Source organism: Alteribacillus bidgolensis (assembly GCF_002886255.1).
Lineage (GTDB): Bacteria > Bacillota > Bacilli > Bacillales > Marinococcaceae > Alteribacillus > Alteribacillus bidgolensis.
In genome coordinates this window covers 1998394-2012797 of the sequence record NZ_KZ614149.1, presented here as the reverse complement: position 1 = coordinate 2012797, position 14404 = coordinate 1998394, and the positions used below count along the sequence as shown (strand labels likewise).

Sequence of the window (14404 nt, the reverse complement as noted above, 5' to 3'; positions counted from 1 at the left end):
GGTAAGCGATATGAAAAAGGGCTTAGAACATTTTATGACACCTTTTAGGATGATCATTGTTTCTTACATACTATCTATGTTTTTGATCAGCTTCCTTCTTTGGCTTCCGTTCTCTCAGCAAAGCGGAGTAAACTTGAATTATATGGAAGCGTTATTTACATCTGTATCAGCAGTGAGCGTTACCGGTTTAACGGTAATCAATGTATCTGAAACATTAAGCTATACAGGTGTGTTTTTCCTGGCCCTTGCCATGCAGCTGGGCGGAATTGGGATTATGTCTCTTGGTACTTTTGTGTGGATGTTGTTTGGGAGAAAGATTAATTTATCTAAGCGTCTTTTAATTATGGTAGACCAAAATCAATATCAGTTTTCTGGTATGGTTAAACTAATGCGAGGGATTATATTGCTTGCATTGGCTATAGAAACAATAGGTGCTCTTATATTGGGGACTTACTATCTCCAGTATTTTGATACGCCGGCACAAGCTTATTATCAAGGTGCTTTTGGCGCATTAAGCGCCTTTACTAATGCTGGGTTTGATGTTACAGGACAGTCATTAATTCCATTTGCCAACGATTATTACGTTCAATTTATCGTTCTGCTCCTTATTTTCGCTGGTGCCATTGGTTTCCCGGTTTTGATGGAAGTAAGAGAGTATTTTATGACAAAAGGAAATCATTTTAAATTCAGCTTATTTACAAAAGTAACCGTTACGACTTATTTTTTAGTATTTATTTTTGGTGCACTTGGGATATGGATATTAGAAAAAGACATGTTTTATGAAGAAATGGCTTGGCATCAGCAGTTTTTTTATACTATTTTTAACTCGGCAACTGCAAGAAGTGCTGGTTTATCAACGATGGACATTGCAGATTATACAATGCCGACAATGTTGTTTATTTCCTCTTTAATGATTATCGGGGCGAGCCCTTCAAGTGTAGGCGGAGGAATTCGAACCACGACGCTAGCTGTGATGTTTCTTGCCATTCGGAGTTTTGCTTTAGGGAAAAGTGATGTGAAAGTCTTTGGACGCGAAATTCATCCAGAGGATAAGCAAAAAGCGTTTATGGTCCTATCATTTTTTCTGTTTGGATTATTTGCAGCCGTTACACTGATTAGTGCATTTGAACAAGGAAATAAAAATGTAGAATTAATTGACATTATATTTGAAGCGAGCTCTGCTTTTGGTACGTGCGGTTTATCGACTGGTGTGACTCCTGATCTATCACACAGCAGTCACATATTATTAATGGTATTAATGTTTATCGGTCGTGTTGGGATTTTAGTTTTCTTGTTTTCTGTTAAGAAAAAAGAAACAAAATCTCATTATAAATATCCGACGGAGCGCATGATTATAGGATAATAATACAAAAAATTAAGGAAGCTGGTTTCTTATGATTTATGCATAGGAGACCGGCTTTTTGGTCTGAAAAAGATGTATCCGTTTTCTTGACTAGCCAGGAAACTGGGAGTACAATAAATTTGTCGGATTTATGAAAAGAAAGGGGAACAGTGCTGATTCGTCAGACTAATCAGTCTTATTCACTTTTCTTTTTTTCATATTCTTTCTGTATACAGAAAGAGCGAAGAAACATTAATTCCAAAGGCAAGGTGTGTTTTCCGATACATATGCTGAACGTTTAAAAAAACAGTCTATTGTTTAAACAGCTGTTTGCTTGTACTTTAAGAAAATTTCACTTTACTGCTATGGGAATAAAGTATAAGTAAAAACTAAGGTTTCCGCCATTTGGGCTTAGTGGCAAGCCAAGTTTTTCTAATGGAATGATTTTACGGAAACGAAAACCAAACCTTTGGAAAACGGGAGGTCGTTTCATCGAACGAGGGTTAGACAAATAATTACAAAGGAGAAAAATGAGGAAAAAAACTTTTGGGAGGAACATTAGCATGGCTGAAAACCGTGAATTTATGAATCGCAGGCTCCATTCCCTGCTGGGTGTTATTCCTATTGGGATTTATCTAGTCCAGCACTTAACGGTAAACTTTTTTGCAACTCGCGGAGCAGAAGCATTTAATGAAGCTGCTCACTTTATGGAAACTTTGCCGTTCCGGCTTTTTCTAGAAATAGTTGTAATCTATCTTCCTATTTTGTTTCATGCTATTTATGGACTGTATATTGTTTTTCAAGGGAAAAGCAATACAAAGAGGTATGGATACTTTCGTAACTGGATGTTTTTGGTTCAAAGAATTACAGGAGTTTACTTAGTTATTTTTATAGCGTGGCACGTTTGGGAAACACGTGTCCAGGCCGCTATGGGGGCAACGGTAAATTATGATATGATGGCAGATATACTAAGCAGTAATTTCATGTTGATTTTTTATATTATTGGGGTGTTATCTGCAACTTTCCACTTTTCTAACGGTCTTTGGTCTTTTCTTGTGTCGTGGGGTATTACAGTTAGTCCACGTTCACAGCAAATTGCCACTTATGCAACGGTAGCTATTTTTATAGCACTGTCTTTAGTAGGGATGGGAGCATTGCTTGCTTTCATCAATCCTGATTTAGCCAATATTTAAGGAGTGGGTCTTACATGAGCAATGGTAAAATTATCGTAGTCGGCGGAGGCCTGGCAGGGCTTATGGCGACGATAAAAGCAGCAGAGGCAGGCAAGCAGGTAGACCTTTTCTCTGTCGTCCCGGTAAAACGGTCCCACTCTGTTTGTGCCCAGGGCGGCATTAACGGAGCGGTAAATACAAAAGGGGAAGGCGATTCTCCTTGGGAACACTTTGATGATACGGTGTACGGCGGTGATTTCCTGGCTAATCAGCCGCCAGTTAAAGCTATGACAGAAGCTGCTCCAGGTATTATTCACTTAATGGACCGTATGGGCGTTATGTTTAACCGTACAGCAGAGGGTCTCTTGGATTTCCGTCGTTTTGGCGGAACGCAGCATCACCGGACAGCTTTTGCAGGTGCAACAACAGGTCAGCAGCTTCTTTATGCACTAGATGAACAAGTACGCCGGTATGAAGTAGCTGGACTTGTAAGTAAATATGAAGGCTGGGAATTCACATCAGCTGTTTTAGATGAAGAAGGACGCTGCCGCGGGATTTCTGCTCAAAATCTTCGTTCGATGGAGATTGATACGTTCCGTGCAGACGCTGTTATTATGGCGACAGGCGGACCTGGAATCATTTTTGGAAAATCAACAAACTCTGTTATAAACACAGGTTTTGCTGCATCAAAGCTCTATGAGCAGGGTGTATATTATGCCAACGGTGAATTTATTCAAATTCATCCAACAGCGATTCCAGGAGACGATAAGCTCCGTCTTATGAGTGAATCAGCACGTGGAGAAGGCGGACGCGTATGGACATATAAAGACGGTAAACCTTGGTACTTCCTTGAGGAAAAATATCCGGCTTACGGTAATTTGGTACCTCGTGATATTGCAACACGTGAAATCTTTGACGTATGTGTAGAGCAAAAACTTGGTATCAACGGTGAAAACATGGTGTACTTGGATTTATCTCATAAAGATCCAAAAGAGCTTGACGTTAAGCTTGGCGGAATTATGGAGATTTATGAGAAATTTATGGGCGATGATCCTCGTAAAGTACCAATGAAAATTTTCCCTGCTGTTCACTATTCCATGGGCGGTATGTGGATAGACTATGATCAAATGACAAATATTCCTGGTCTGTTTGCGGCTGGAGAATGTGATTACTCCCAGCACGGTGGTAACAGACTCGGGGCTAACTCGCTCGTTTCTGCGATTTACGGCGGTATGGTTGCTGGTCCGAAAGCTGTGGAATATATGAGCGGTTTAGAAAAGTCAGCTGAAGATCTTTCTTCTTCCCTTTATGATAATGAGAAGAAGAAAGAACAAGAAACGTTCGATAATATTATGAAAATGGAAGGCACGGAGAATGCATATGTCCTTCATAGAGAACTCGGCGAATGGATGACCGATAACGTAACAGTAGTTCGTGATAACGAAAAACTTTTGAAAACAGATGAAAAGATTCAAGAACTTATGGAACGCTGGGAAAATATTAATATGACCGATACATCAAAATGGAGCAACCAGGCTGCTTCTTTCACCCGTCAGCTCAAAGGCATGCTTAATCTCGCTCGAGTGATCACACTTGGTGCTTACCATCGTAATGAGAGCCGCGGTGCTCACTATAAACCGGAATTTCCGGAGCGTAATGACGAAGAATTTTTGAAAACAACCAAAGCAAAATATAATCCTGCAAAAAATGGACCGGACTTCGAATATGAGGATGTTGACGTATCATTGATTAAACCGCGTAAACGAGATTACTCAAAAGGTAAAGAAGGGTCCAAGCAAGGAGCTGGTAACAAATGAGCGAAGATAAAAAAATCCGTTTTATAATTACACGTCAGGAAAGTCCAGACAGTGAACCTTACGTTCAGGAATTTGAACTTTCTCATCGTCCGAATATGAATGTCATTTCTGCCTTAATGGAAATCCGCCGTAATCCGGTCGATGCTAATGGAAAAGAAACAGCTCCAGTTATTTGGGATATGAACTGCCTTGAAGAAGTTTGCGGAGCATGTTCTATGGTGATTAACGGAAAGCCGCGCCAATCTTGTACGGCGCTGGTAGACCAGCTAGAACACCCTATCCGTCTCGAACCAATGAAGACATTCCCAGTAATCAGAGACCTAATGGTTGATCGGAGCAGAATGTTTGATTCGTTGAAAAAAGTAAAAGCATGGATTCCGATTGATGGTACGTATGATCTCGGGCCTGGACCTCGAATGGCAGAAAATAAACGTCAATGGGCTTATGAACTATCTAAGTGCATGACCTGTGGTGTTTGTTTAGAAGCCTGCCCTAATGTTAACGACAATTCCGACTTTATCGGTCCAGCACCATTGTCGCAAGTGCGTCTCTTTAACTCTCACCCAACAGGCGAAATGAATAAAGCAGAACGTCTGGAAAGTTTAATGGGCGATGGCGGGCTCGCTAACTGCGGTAATTCGCAGAACTGTGTGCAATCCTGTCCGAAAGGTATTCCCCTTACAACTTCGATTGCAGCTTTAAACCGTGACACTGCTTTGCAATCATTCAAGAATTTCTTTGGAAGCGACAAAATGTAAAACAACTTTCTCGCTGCCCCGCAAAATGTGCCTTTTGCGGGGCAGTTTTTTTGTATAAAAATAAAAAAATAAAGAATAACGTAATTTTTTCCTGCTATAGCAACAGATGCCCGTAACAGAGTGTCTTAAGACAGCATAAAATATGCTGACTATATTCTTTCCATACTCCGCCCCTTTCGCCGGAAGGTAAAGGACGGGGACAGCCTTGTCAAGAAAGGGTGAAGCCATTGAGGGAGATGGACAGAGGCCACCGTACCTTGCTTACTAAACGGGAACGGGAAGTCTTTGAATTGCTTGTCCAAGATAAAACCACGAAAGAAATTGCTGCCCAGTTATTTATTAGTGAAAAAACAGTTCGTAACCATATATCAAATACTATGCAAAAGCTGGGAGTAAAGGGGCGTTCTCAAGCTGTGATTGAATTGATCAGGATGGGAGAACTTACTATTTAATGTTTTTACCCGGCTTTTCATTTTTAGAAAGGCCGGTTTTTTCATCGGAATAAAGAATAAAAAAATAAGCTTGCTGCTTCAGCTAGAAAATGCTATAATAATTTTCGTAAATATGTGCGCTGTTTTGTTTTAACTATAAAAATGAAAATAATGAACATTTACGTGTTACTGACACGATCAGGCATGAGTAAATGCATAAAGAGGAAAAAACTACTTTCTATTCCGTATTTTTTCCCTGCTTTTTTGCATTTGCTCATGCTTTTTTTATACTGTTTAAAACGCTGTAAACAGTAAAAATATAACGAGCGGCCATCGCCAAAAGGTTCCGGCAGGAAGCTGATGCTTTGCAGAATCTGTCTCGCCTGTCCGTACACTAGTCTTGTCTTATTTATTTTTTTAAGGTTAAAACAATAGGGAAAGTGGAAACGTAAGAATAACGTTCTCTTGACCCAGCGTATCATTACTTAGTATCTTTATGAAAGCGATATAAATATTGGAAAAGGGGTAATGAACATGCAGCAAAAAACTTTTACAATCACAAATGATACAGGAATTCACGCTCGTCCAGCTACTCAATTGGTAAATAAAGCAGGTCAATTTTCTTCAGAACTCACACTGGAATACAATGGGAAATCCGTTAATTTGAAATCCATTATGGGTGTTATGTCCCTTGGTGTAGGTAAAGGTGCAGAAGTTACTATTACAGCGGAAGGCGGCGACGAAGAAGAAGCGATACAAGCTGTAGATGAAGTAGTAAAAGAAGGGCTTGGAGAGTAATGACAAACAATTTGAAGGGGATCGCCGCTTCAAAGGGAATTGCGATCGCAAAAGCTTTTGTCCTTGAGCAGCCTGACATGGACATTGAAAAAAAATCGGTAGATGATGTTGAGGCAGAAGTCAACCGTTTTAATGAAGCGGTAAAAAATGCAAAAAATGAACTGAAATTGATTAAAGAAAAAACGCTGAAGGAAATGGGAGAAGAGCAAGCAGAGATTTTTTCCGCTCATCTTCTCGTATTAGAGGACCCGGAAATATTAGACGGTGTTACAGCTAAAATTAAAGAAGAACAGCTGAATGCTGAATACGCCATGAAAGAAATGGCTGACATGTACGTTACGATGTTTGAAGGCATGGATAACGAATACATGAAAGAACGTGCTGCAGATATTCGTGACGTTTCACAGCGGGTGTTATTGCATCTTCTAGGAATTGAAAACACAAGCTTAGCTTCAATTCAAGATGAAACCGTTGTAATTGCCGAGGATCTAACGCCTTCAGACACTGCTCAATTGAATTTAGATTACGTGCTTGGTTTTGCCGCTGATATCGGAGGACGAACTTCTCATTCAGCGATCATGGCTCGTTCCATGGAAATTCCAGCGGTTGTTGGTACAAAAGAAGCTACTGCTTCCATTTCTACGGGAGATACTATTATCGTTGATGGCATGGAAGGTAATGTACTTATCAATCCTGAGGAAAGTGTCATCGAAACATACAAGGAAAAGTTAAATGACTATCTCCGCCAAAAAGAAGAGTGGGCTAAGCTTGTAAATGAACCGTCTGTTACTACAGATGATCATAGAGTAGAGCTTGCTGCCAATATTGGAACACCAGATGATATGGATGGTGTGCTCTCAAATGGTGCAGAAGGTATCGGTCTGTACCGTACGGAGTTTCTTTATATGGGACGAAATGAGCTTCCAAAAGAAGAGGAGCAGTTCGAAGCTTATAAAGAAGTATTAGAGCGCATGGAAGGAAAACCTGTTGTTATCCGTACACTTGATATCGGCGGAGACAAGGAACTTCCGTATTTAGATCTTCCGAAAGAACTTAATCCATTTTTAGGGTTCCGCGCTATCCGTCTCTGTTTAGAAGAAACGGACATGTTCCGTACGCAGCTTCGTGCACTGCTTCGCGCAAGCGCCTTCGGTACGTTAAAAATTATGTTCCCGATGGTAGCAACGGTAGAAGAAGTTAGAGAAGCAAAAGCTATTTTAGAAGATGTAAAACAAGAGCTTCTTAAAGAGGGACACACTGTTTCTGACGAAGTAGAAGTTGGTATTATGGTCGAAATTCCATCTACTGCTGTGGCTGCTGATATTTTTGCAAAAGAAGTAGACTTTTTCAGCATTGGTACAAATGATTTGATCCAATATACTTTAGCTGCGGACCGTATGAGTGAAAAAGTGGCTCATCTTTATCAGCCGTATCATCCAGCCATTTTAAGACTCGTTAAAAATGTTATTGATGCCGCCCATAAAGAAGGAAAATGGGCAGGTATGTGTGGAGAAATGGCAGGAGAAGAAACAGCTGTACCGCTTCTTCTCGGTTTGGGGCTGGACGAGTTCAGTATGAGCGCTACTTCTGTACTTCCAGCCAGAAGTCAAATCCGCCATCTGTCTAAAAAAGAAACGGAAACATTAGCAGAAGAAGCAATTCAACTATCAACTGAAAATGAAGTAGCTGAATTGGTAAATAGAAAAGGGTTTATCGTTTCCTAACATATGAAAATGTGTTCTGCCGTGTTGAGTAAATCTTGGCCGGCAGTTTTTTTATACTTTAAGAAAGTTTAACTTCTTAAAAAGTAAAACTACGGCTTTGCCAGAAAGAATCGGCGGCAAGTCGAGTCTTTCTAACATTATGCAAAAGAAAGAAAGTTTATATGAGAGCCTAAATTTGGATAGGTGGTAGCGGACGATCAAGTAAACCCATAAAATAATTGTAAAAGACATTTTGAAGAACTTGTGACGTTTCTTTGCAGGTGCCTTGCAATGGGGCGGAAAAAAAGAGAAAATAGAGGCATGAAGGACAACAGGGAGGAAAATCATGACAGATCAAACTCAGGTAGCGGGGGTTGAAAAATCTTTAAGACATGTTTCTTATATTGTGAAACAAAAAGGACGGGAAATTTTAAATAAATTTCCGATCACCCCGCCACAGTTTGTAGCATTACAATGGCTGCAGGAGGATGGAGACATGACAATTGGTGAATTGTCTAATAAATTGTATCTTGCCTGCAGTACAACAACAGATTTAGTTGACAGAATGGAAAAAAATGAATTAGTAGAAAGAATAAAAGATGAAAAAGACCGGAGAGTAGTACAAATTCATCTCCTTGAAAAAGGAGAAAGTATCATACAGGAAGTAGTGAAGGAAAGGCAAAACTATTTAGAAAAAGTTTTAAGCAGTTTCTCTGAAGAAGAAATAAAAACAATTGAACAAAGTATGATGGTGCTGCACAATAAAATGACAAAAGAAGAACAAAACGTTTAACACCAAGAAATTATAGATGAAATTGAGGGACACTTTGTGAATCGACCAATAGGTATTATTGACTCAGGTGTAGGTGGATTAACGGTAGCTAGAGAAATTGCACGCCAGCTCCCAAAAGAAGAAATGATTTATATAGGCGATACGGCGCGCTGCCCATATGGACCGAGACCGGTGTCTGAGGTAAAACAGTTCACATGGGAAATGATTGACCGCCTTTTAGAAGAAAACATAAAAATGCTGGTGATTGCTTGTAATACTGCCACAGCTGTTGTGTTAGAGGAAGTAAGAGAATGGCTTTCCATTCCGGTAGTAGGGGTTGTACAGCCGGGAGCTATCACTGCATTAAAGATAACTTCCAATGACCATGTAGCAGTTATTGGAACAGAAGGTACTATTGCAAGTGGTGCCTATATAAAAGCACTTCATACTATTAATGAAAATGTAACGGTAGACTGTCTAGCATGCCCTCCATTTGTCCCGTTAGTGGAGCAAGGACTTTGTGAGGGAGAAGAAGCACTTAATATTGTGGCACAGACTTTAAAGCCGCTTCATAAAAAATCTTTTGATACTTTAATTTTAGGCTGCACACACTATCCTCTGCTAAATGATGTGATTCAAAAAGCAGTAGGGAAACATATTTCTTTAATCTCTTCAGGGGATGAGACAGCAAGAGAAGTCAGTACTATCCTCCATTATAAAGGAATGCTGTCTACAAAAAGTATACCAAACCACACGTTTTACACGACAGGATCAAGAGAGCGTTTTAGAAATGTCGCAAACCGATGGCTTGATGGAAAAGCAGCTAATGTACAATCGATTCATTTGGGGCAAGTGATATAATATAGTGCTGGGAAGCGAGAAACATAAACTAAAAATTAAAAAAATAGTACCTATAAACAATTTTGATATAATCTAAGGTCTATTTCCTTCCATGGCTCGTATAAATGATAGTACAAACTGCTCTGGGAGGGAATCTAAGATGAAAACAAAATGGTTCATAGGGACAGCGGTATTCCTGACCGTACCCTTTTTCTTGCAAGGATGCGGTTTTGGCAATAATGAGGCCACAAATAAGGATGAGCCTCCTGAAGAAACGGAAGAAGTAGAATGGCAAGAATTTGAAGAGATGGAACCAGCAGATGAAACGGAAGCGAATAAAGAAGAAGAGCAAGCTGAGGACAGCGAAGATCAAAAGGAAGCTGATGAAGAAGGTACAGATGAAACGACGGAGCGGGAGCTGTATTTGATTAATGAAGAAGGAATGGTTGTTCCGCATACCTTTGAACTTCCGGTTCAAGAAGGAACATTAAAACAATCACTAGAATATCTAGTTCAGGACGGTCCGTTAACATCAATGATTCCAAATGGGTTTCAAGCTGTTCTTCCTCCAGGTACCGAAGTGGATGTGAATTTAAAGGAAGATGGAACGGCGATTGCTGACTTTTCTCCTGAGTTCAGAGATTATGATCCAAAAAATGAACAAGCTATTCTGCAGGCTGTTACTTGGACTTTAACGCAGTTTGAGAACGTAGACCAGGTAAAATTTCAAATCAATGGATATGAGCAGGAGACAATGCCAGCAGAAAATACTCCAATCGGAGATGCATACAGCAGGGAAAACGGCATTAATCTTGAAAGCGGAAGTGTGGCAGACATGACAAATAGCGATAGTGTTACAGTTTATTTTCTATCACAAACAGGGGACAGTTCCTATTATGTTCCTGTCACACGAAGGGTAGAAAGCTTTGAGGAGTCTGAAAAGTTAGATGTAACAATGGAAGAATTAATAAAAGGACCTTCTTCGGCCAGTTCACTTCATGGGGTTATTAGAGAAGGAGCTTCTCTAGAAGATACTCCCTCTATTAACGGAGATACAGCCTCTCTTTTCTTTAATGAAAGTCTTTTAACCGAGCAAGAAGGTACTGCCATATCAGATGAAGCTCTTCATGCCATAACTCTTTCGGCTACTGAAGTAGCAGGTGTAGAGAAGGTAGAGTTAAACGTAGAAGGAGCAGAAGAAGTTATTCAGGTCTCAGGCGAAACGCTGAATGAACCCGTAAGCCGGCCTGCATCGGTAAACGCAAATCATTCTTAGCAGAGATGAGAAAAATTTGCTATAATCAATAGCGTTTCCATAAGGCGGCTCCGCTGCCTTCTTTTTATACTTTAGAAAAATTTAACTTTGCTAAAGGATCAAGTAATTTCCATAGGATTCGGCGGCAAGCCAAGTTTTTCTATTAGGAGGATATATAAATGACACGAGCAGATGGAAGAGAATTGGATGAATTACGCCCGGTAACAATTGATACGGAATTTTTAAAGCATCCCGAAGGATCAGTACTTATTACTGTTGGAGAAACAAAAGTAATTTGTACAGCCAGCATAGAAGACAGAGTGCCGCCTTTTATGCGCGGCAGTAAAAAGGGCTGGATAGCTGCTGAGTATTCCATGCTTCCAAGGGCAACAGAACAACGCAATATTAGAGAAGCGGCGAAAGGAAAGCTTAGCGGACGAACAATGGAAATACAACGTCTTATTGGCCGTTCACTGCGATCTGTCGTAGATTTAACGAAAATTGGAGAGCGGACGATCTGGGTAGACTGTGACGTTATTCAAGCAGATGGAGGGACGCGGACAGCCTCTATAACTGGAGCATTTGTTGCTATGACAATGGCACTGCAGCAATATAAGAATGACGAGAAAATAAAAACGCTGCCGATTACTGATTTTCTTGCAGCCGTGTCGGTCGGAGTTGACCCTGAGCAAAGAGAATTGCTAGACTTATGCTATACAGAAGATGCTTCGGCAGAAGTTGATATGAATATTGTGATGACAGGAAATGGAAAATTTGTAGAGCTGCAAGGCACTGGAGAAGAAGCATCCTATTCTAGAGAACAGCTGAATCACCTGTTAGATATCGGAGAAAAAGGGATGAAGGAGCTTTTTCTCATTCAGAAAGCTGTGCTAGGAGATACAGCGGAAAAAATAGGAAGAAACACGGAAGAAAAGGAAGCTAAATAATGCAGACAATGATTGTTGCTTCAAAGAACCAGGGAAAAGTTAAAGAATTTCGGAATATATTAGGGCCTGAAATCAAAATAAAGTCTCTGTTAGACATCCCTTTTCAAGATATTGCTGAAACCGGCACAACGTTTGAAGAAAATGCTGCCTTAAAAGCAGAAGCGGTTTATAAAGAGCTGGATACAGCAGCTATTGCAGATGATTCTGGTCTTGAAATAGATGCCTTACAAGGCCGACCTGGAATATACTCAGCCCGTTACGCAGGTCCTGATAAAGATGATGATAAAAACATCGAAAAGGTGTTAGAAGAGCTTACAGGCATCCCAGAAGAAAAAAGGTCAGCAAGGTTTGTATGTGTGATTGCAGTGGCAATGCCTGAAAAAACTCATATATTCCGGGGCACGTGTGAAGGCCGGATAGCTTTTTCAAAAACAGGCCAAGCAGGTTTTGGATATGACCCTATTTTTTATGTCCCAGAAAAACAAGCAACGATGGCTGAACTTTCTCCTGAGGAAAAAAATAAAATCAGCCACCGTTTTCATGCTCTGCAGCAGCTTCAAAATGAATGGAGCCATATTTTTAGTTAAAGGATAAGGAGAGTCTTTCTATAATGAAATGCTTGATTATTAGTGACAGCCATGGAAGCGAAAAAGAATTAGAAGAAGTTATTGCAAGGCACCAAGAAGAAGTGGACGCTGTCATTCACTGTGGAGATTCGGAATTACAACAGTCTTCTCCGCTGCTGCAGAATACGTATGTCGTCGAAGGGAATTGTGACATTCCCGGCGAATTTCCTGAAGACCGAGCCGAAGATATCAATGGCGTCCGCGTCTATGTTACACATGGTCATCTGTACAATGTGAAAATGACACACGTCCCTCTTTCTTATCGAGCAGAAGAAAAAGCTGCTCGGCTTGCTTGTTTTGGACACAGCCACATAGCTGCAGCGTTTGAAGAAAACGGCGTCATATTTGTAAATCCAGGCAGCTTATTACTTCCTAGAATTCGTCCGGAACAAACATATGCGATGGCTGCTTTTGATAAAAATGGAGGAGCAGAAATACAGTTTTTTGACCGGTCAAGCGGTGAGGAAATAAATGAGCTTCGCAAAACCTTCGCAGCCTATTAGAGAAGACCTTGCTGGCTAGGATTTTCCTAGCTGGATATGGTGATGTGGGTAACATAATTTTATTTAAAATAAGTGGTTGACTTAAGAGTAATAATGTAATATTATAATATGTGTCGCTGAAAAACAGTATAAAATTAAATATGTCCCAGTAGCTCAGTAGGATAGAGCAACGGCCTTCAACAATAGGAGCCTCTATAAGGAAAAAACAACTTGTAGAGTGGACGACACTGTATCGGTAAAACCTTAACAGATTATGCTGATGGCAATACCGAGGAAACTTACGATCTCAAAATGGAGATTTAGGGGTTTTGAAGGATCAAGCCGACTTTTGAAAAAAAGCTTCTTGATGGTAAAAGCCCCAAAGAATATTCAGGCAGCAAGCTGATTATCGTGAGGTTCCGTAGAGACTATACGTGTCGCACCTGAAATGGTGAAGATATAGTCCAGACCACAAACAACGCATGTTGGTAGTGAAAGCTAAAGTGGTAAGCTAAGCCGTTGGTCGGGAGTTCGAATCTCTCCTGGGACGCCATATCTTACATAAGCAAAGGATGTCTCTTTGAGTATTTCATCTTAGGGATGTCCTTTTTTATTTTTTACTTTTATTAAAGGATTAAAGTATAAGTAAAACTGTTGCTCCGCCATAAGGACTCGCCGAAAAGCCAAGTTTTTCTAATACCCTAATTTATTCAGATGCTAAAACGCCATTCGAATTTTCTTTTTACCAACACTAGATAATATGAAGCACCGTTTAGCAAATTATAAAGGACGGATTAATCCTTCATGATTGTTCTTAGGATTGTTTACTTCGGCTGATACTTTATATGTTGCCATAAAGGAGGAGTCGACGGGAGTTAACAGCTGAGCTGCATCAAATGGATCTTGTTTATCAGGATTGAGCCATTCTTTTTCATTGTTTTTAGTAAGAATGACTGGCATTCGTTCATGAATATCTCTCATAAAATCATTTGCTTTCGCAGTGATAATGGTGCACGAAAAAACATTCCCCCCATTCTTATTTTTCCATTTTTCCCATAAACCAGCAAATCCAAATACTTCTTCGTTTTTTAAATAAATACGATAGGGCTGTTTCTTTCCGTTCTCTGTTTTCCATTCGTAAAAACCATCCGCTGGTATGATGCAGCGCCGCTTTTTAAGTGCGTGCTTAAAACTGCTTTTCTCATGCAGCGTTTCTTTTCTTGCGTTAATCATTTTATATCCAATTTTTTTATTTTTGGCCCAAAACGGGATCAATCCCCATTTTAATGGACCGAGACGATTAGATTGTCCATCATTAACGATGGCTAAAATGTTTTGAGAAGGTGCTATATTATAGTTTGGCTCATACTCCTTTATTGCCGCATGATTCACCTGGAAATGATTTTGTATTTTATGTAAGTTAACGACCAGCGTATACCTTCCACACATATGAACATCCTC

At 40.1% G+C, this 14404-nt stretch carries 14 protein-coding genes; 13 read left to right on the top strand and 1 reads right to left on the bottom strand.

What is annotated here, in order from left to right:
• The first annotated feature begins 10 nt into the window (after positions 1 to 10).
• The 13 genes from CEF16_RS10095 (at position 11) to CEF16_RS10030 (ending at position 12964) form a co-directional block, all read left to right on the top strand.
• The gene (locus CEF16_RS10095; protein ID WP_091581932.1) at positions 11 to 1363 is read left to right on the top strand and encodes a TrkH family potassium uptake protein; all 1353 of its coding nucleotides are present in this window, start codon (positions 11 to 13) and stop codon (positions 1361 to 1363) included.
• Between the two features lie 542 nt (positions 1364 to 1905).
• Positions 1906 to 2535 (top strand): succinate dehydrogenase cytochrome b558 subunit, encoded by a 630-nt coding sequence (locus CEF16_RS10090; protein WP_091581935.1) that lies wholly within the window; start codon positions 1906 to 1908, stop codon positions 2533 to 2535.
• A 14-nt stretch (positions 2536 to 2549) separates the two neighbouring features.
• Positions 2550 to 4331 (top strand): succinate dehydrogenase flavoprotein subunit, encoded by a 1782-nt coding sequence (gene sdhA / locus CEF16_RS10085; protein WP_091581938.1) that lies wholly within the window; start codon positions 2550 to 2552, stop codon positions 4329 to 4331.
• Complete coding sequence (gene sdhB, locus CEF16_RS10080) at positions 4328 to 5089, top strand: succinate dehydrogenase iron-sulfur subunit (protein ID WP_091581939.1); 762 nt, start codon at positions 4328 to 4330, stop codon at positions 5087 to 5089. The genes sdhA and sdhB overlap by 4 nt, the downstream gene beginning before the upstream one ends.
• A 236-nt stretch (positions 5090 to 5325) precedes the next feature.
• The gene (locus CEF16_RS10070) at positions 5326 to 5541 is read left to right on the top strand and encodes a helix-turn-helix domain-containing protein (RefSeq protein ID WP_370514452.1); all 216 of its coding nucleotides are present in this window, start codon (positions 5326 to 5328) and stop codon (positions 5539 to 5541) included.
• A 513-nt stretch (positions 5542 to 6054) separates the two neighbouring features.
• The gene (locus tag CEF16_RS10065) at positions 6055 to 6318 is read left to right on the top strand and encodes a phosphocarrier protein HPr (RefSeq protein WP_091581947.1); all 264 of its coding nucleotides are present in this window, start codon (positions 6055 to 6057) and stop codon (positions 6316 to 6318) included.
• Positions 6318 to 8042, top strand: a complete 1725-nt coding sequence (gene ptsP, locus CEF16_RS10060) for a phosphoenolpyruvate--protein phosphotransferase (RefSeq protein WP_091581949.1) — start codon at positions 6318 to 6320, stop codon at positions 8040 to 8042. The genes CEF16_RS10065 and ptsP overlap by 1 nt, the downstream gene beginning before the upstream one ends.
• A gap of 325 nt (positions 8043 to 8367) precedes the next feature.
• On the top strand, positions 8368 to 8814 hold the full coding sequence (locus CEF16_RS10055) for a MarR family winged helix-turn-helix transcriptional regulator (protein ID WP_091581951.1): 447 nt from the start codon (positions 8368 to 8370) through the stop codon (positions 8812 to 8814).
• Between the two features lie 36 nt (positions 8815 to 8850).
• Positions 8851 to 9654, top strand: coding sequence for a glutamate racemase (gene racE, locus CEF16_RS10050; protein ID WP_091581954.1), 804 nt, complete (start codon positions 8851 to 8853; stop codon positions 9652 to 9654).
• A gap of 139 nt (positions 9655 to 9793) precedes the next feature.
• Positions 9794 to 10909: a GerMN domain-containing protein gene (locus CEF16_RS10045; RefSeq protein WP_091581957.1), complete on the top strand. Its 1116-nt coding sequence runs from the start codon at positions 9794 to 9796 to the stop codon at positions 10907 to 10909.
• A 158-nt stretch (positions 10910 to 11067) separates the two neighbouring features.
• Positions 11068 to 11835 (top strand): ribonuclease PH, encoded by a 768-nt coding sequence (gene rph / locus CEF16_RS10040; protein ID WP_091581959.1) that lies wholly within the window; start codon positions 11068 to 11070, stop codon positions 11833 to 11835.
• Positions 11835 to 12422, top strand: coding sequence for an XTP/dITP diphosphatase (locus tag CEF16_RS10035; protein WP_091581962.1), 588 nt, complete (start codon positions 11835 to 11837; stop codon positions 12420 to 12422). Before rph ends, CEF16_RS10035 begins: the two co-directional genes overlap by 1 nt.
• A 23-nt stretch (positions 12423 to 12445) precedes the next feature.
• Positions 12446 to 12964 (top strand): metallophosphoesterase family protein, encoded by a 519-nt coding sequence (locus tag CEF16_RS10030; protein WP_091581965.1) that lies wholly within the window; start codon positions 12446 to 12448, stop codon positions 12962 to 12964.
• A 759-nt stretch (positions 12965 to 13723) separates the two neighbouring features.
• Here CEF16_RS10030 and CEF16_RS10025 read toward each other — a convergent pair.
• Positions 13724 to 14392, bottom strand: coding sequence for an SOS response-associated peptidase (locus tag CEF16_RS10025; protein ID WP_091581967.1), 669 nt, complete (start codon positions 14390 to 14392; stop codon positions 13724 to 13726).
• Between the last annotated feature and the right edge of the window lie 12 nt (positions 14393 to 14404).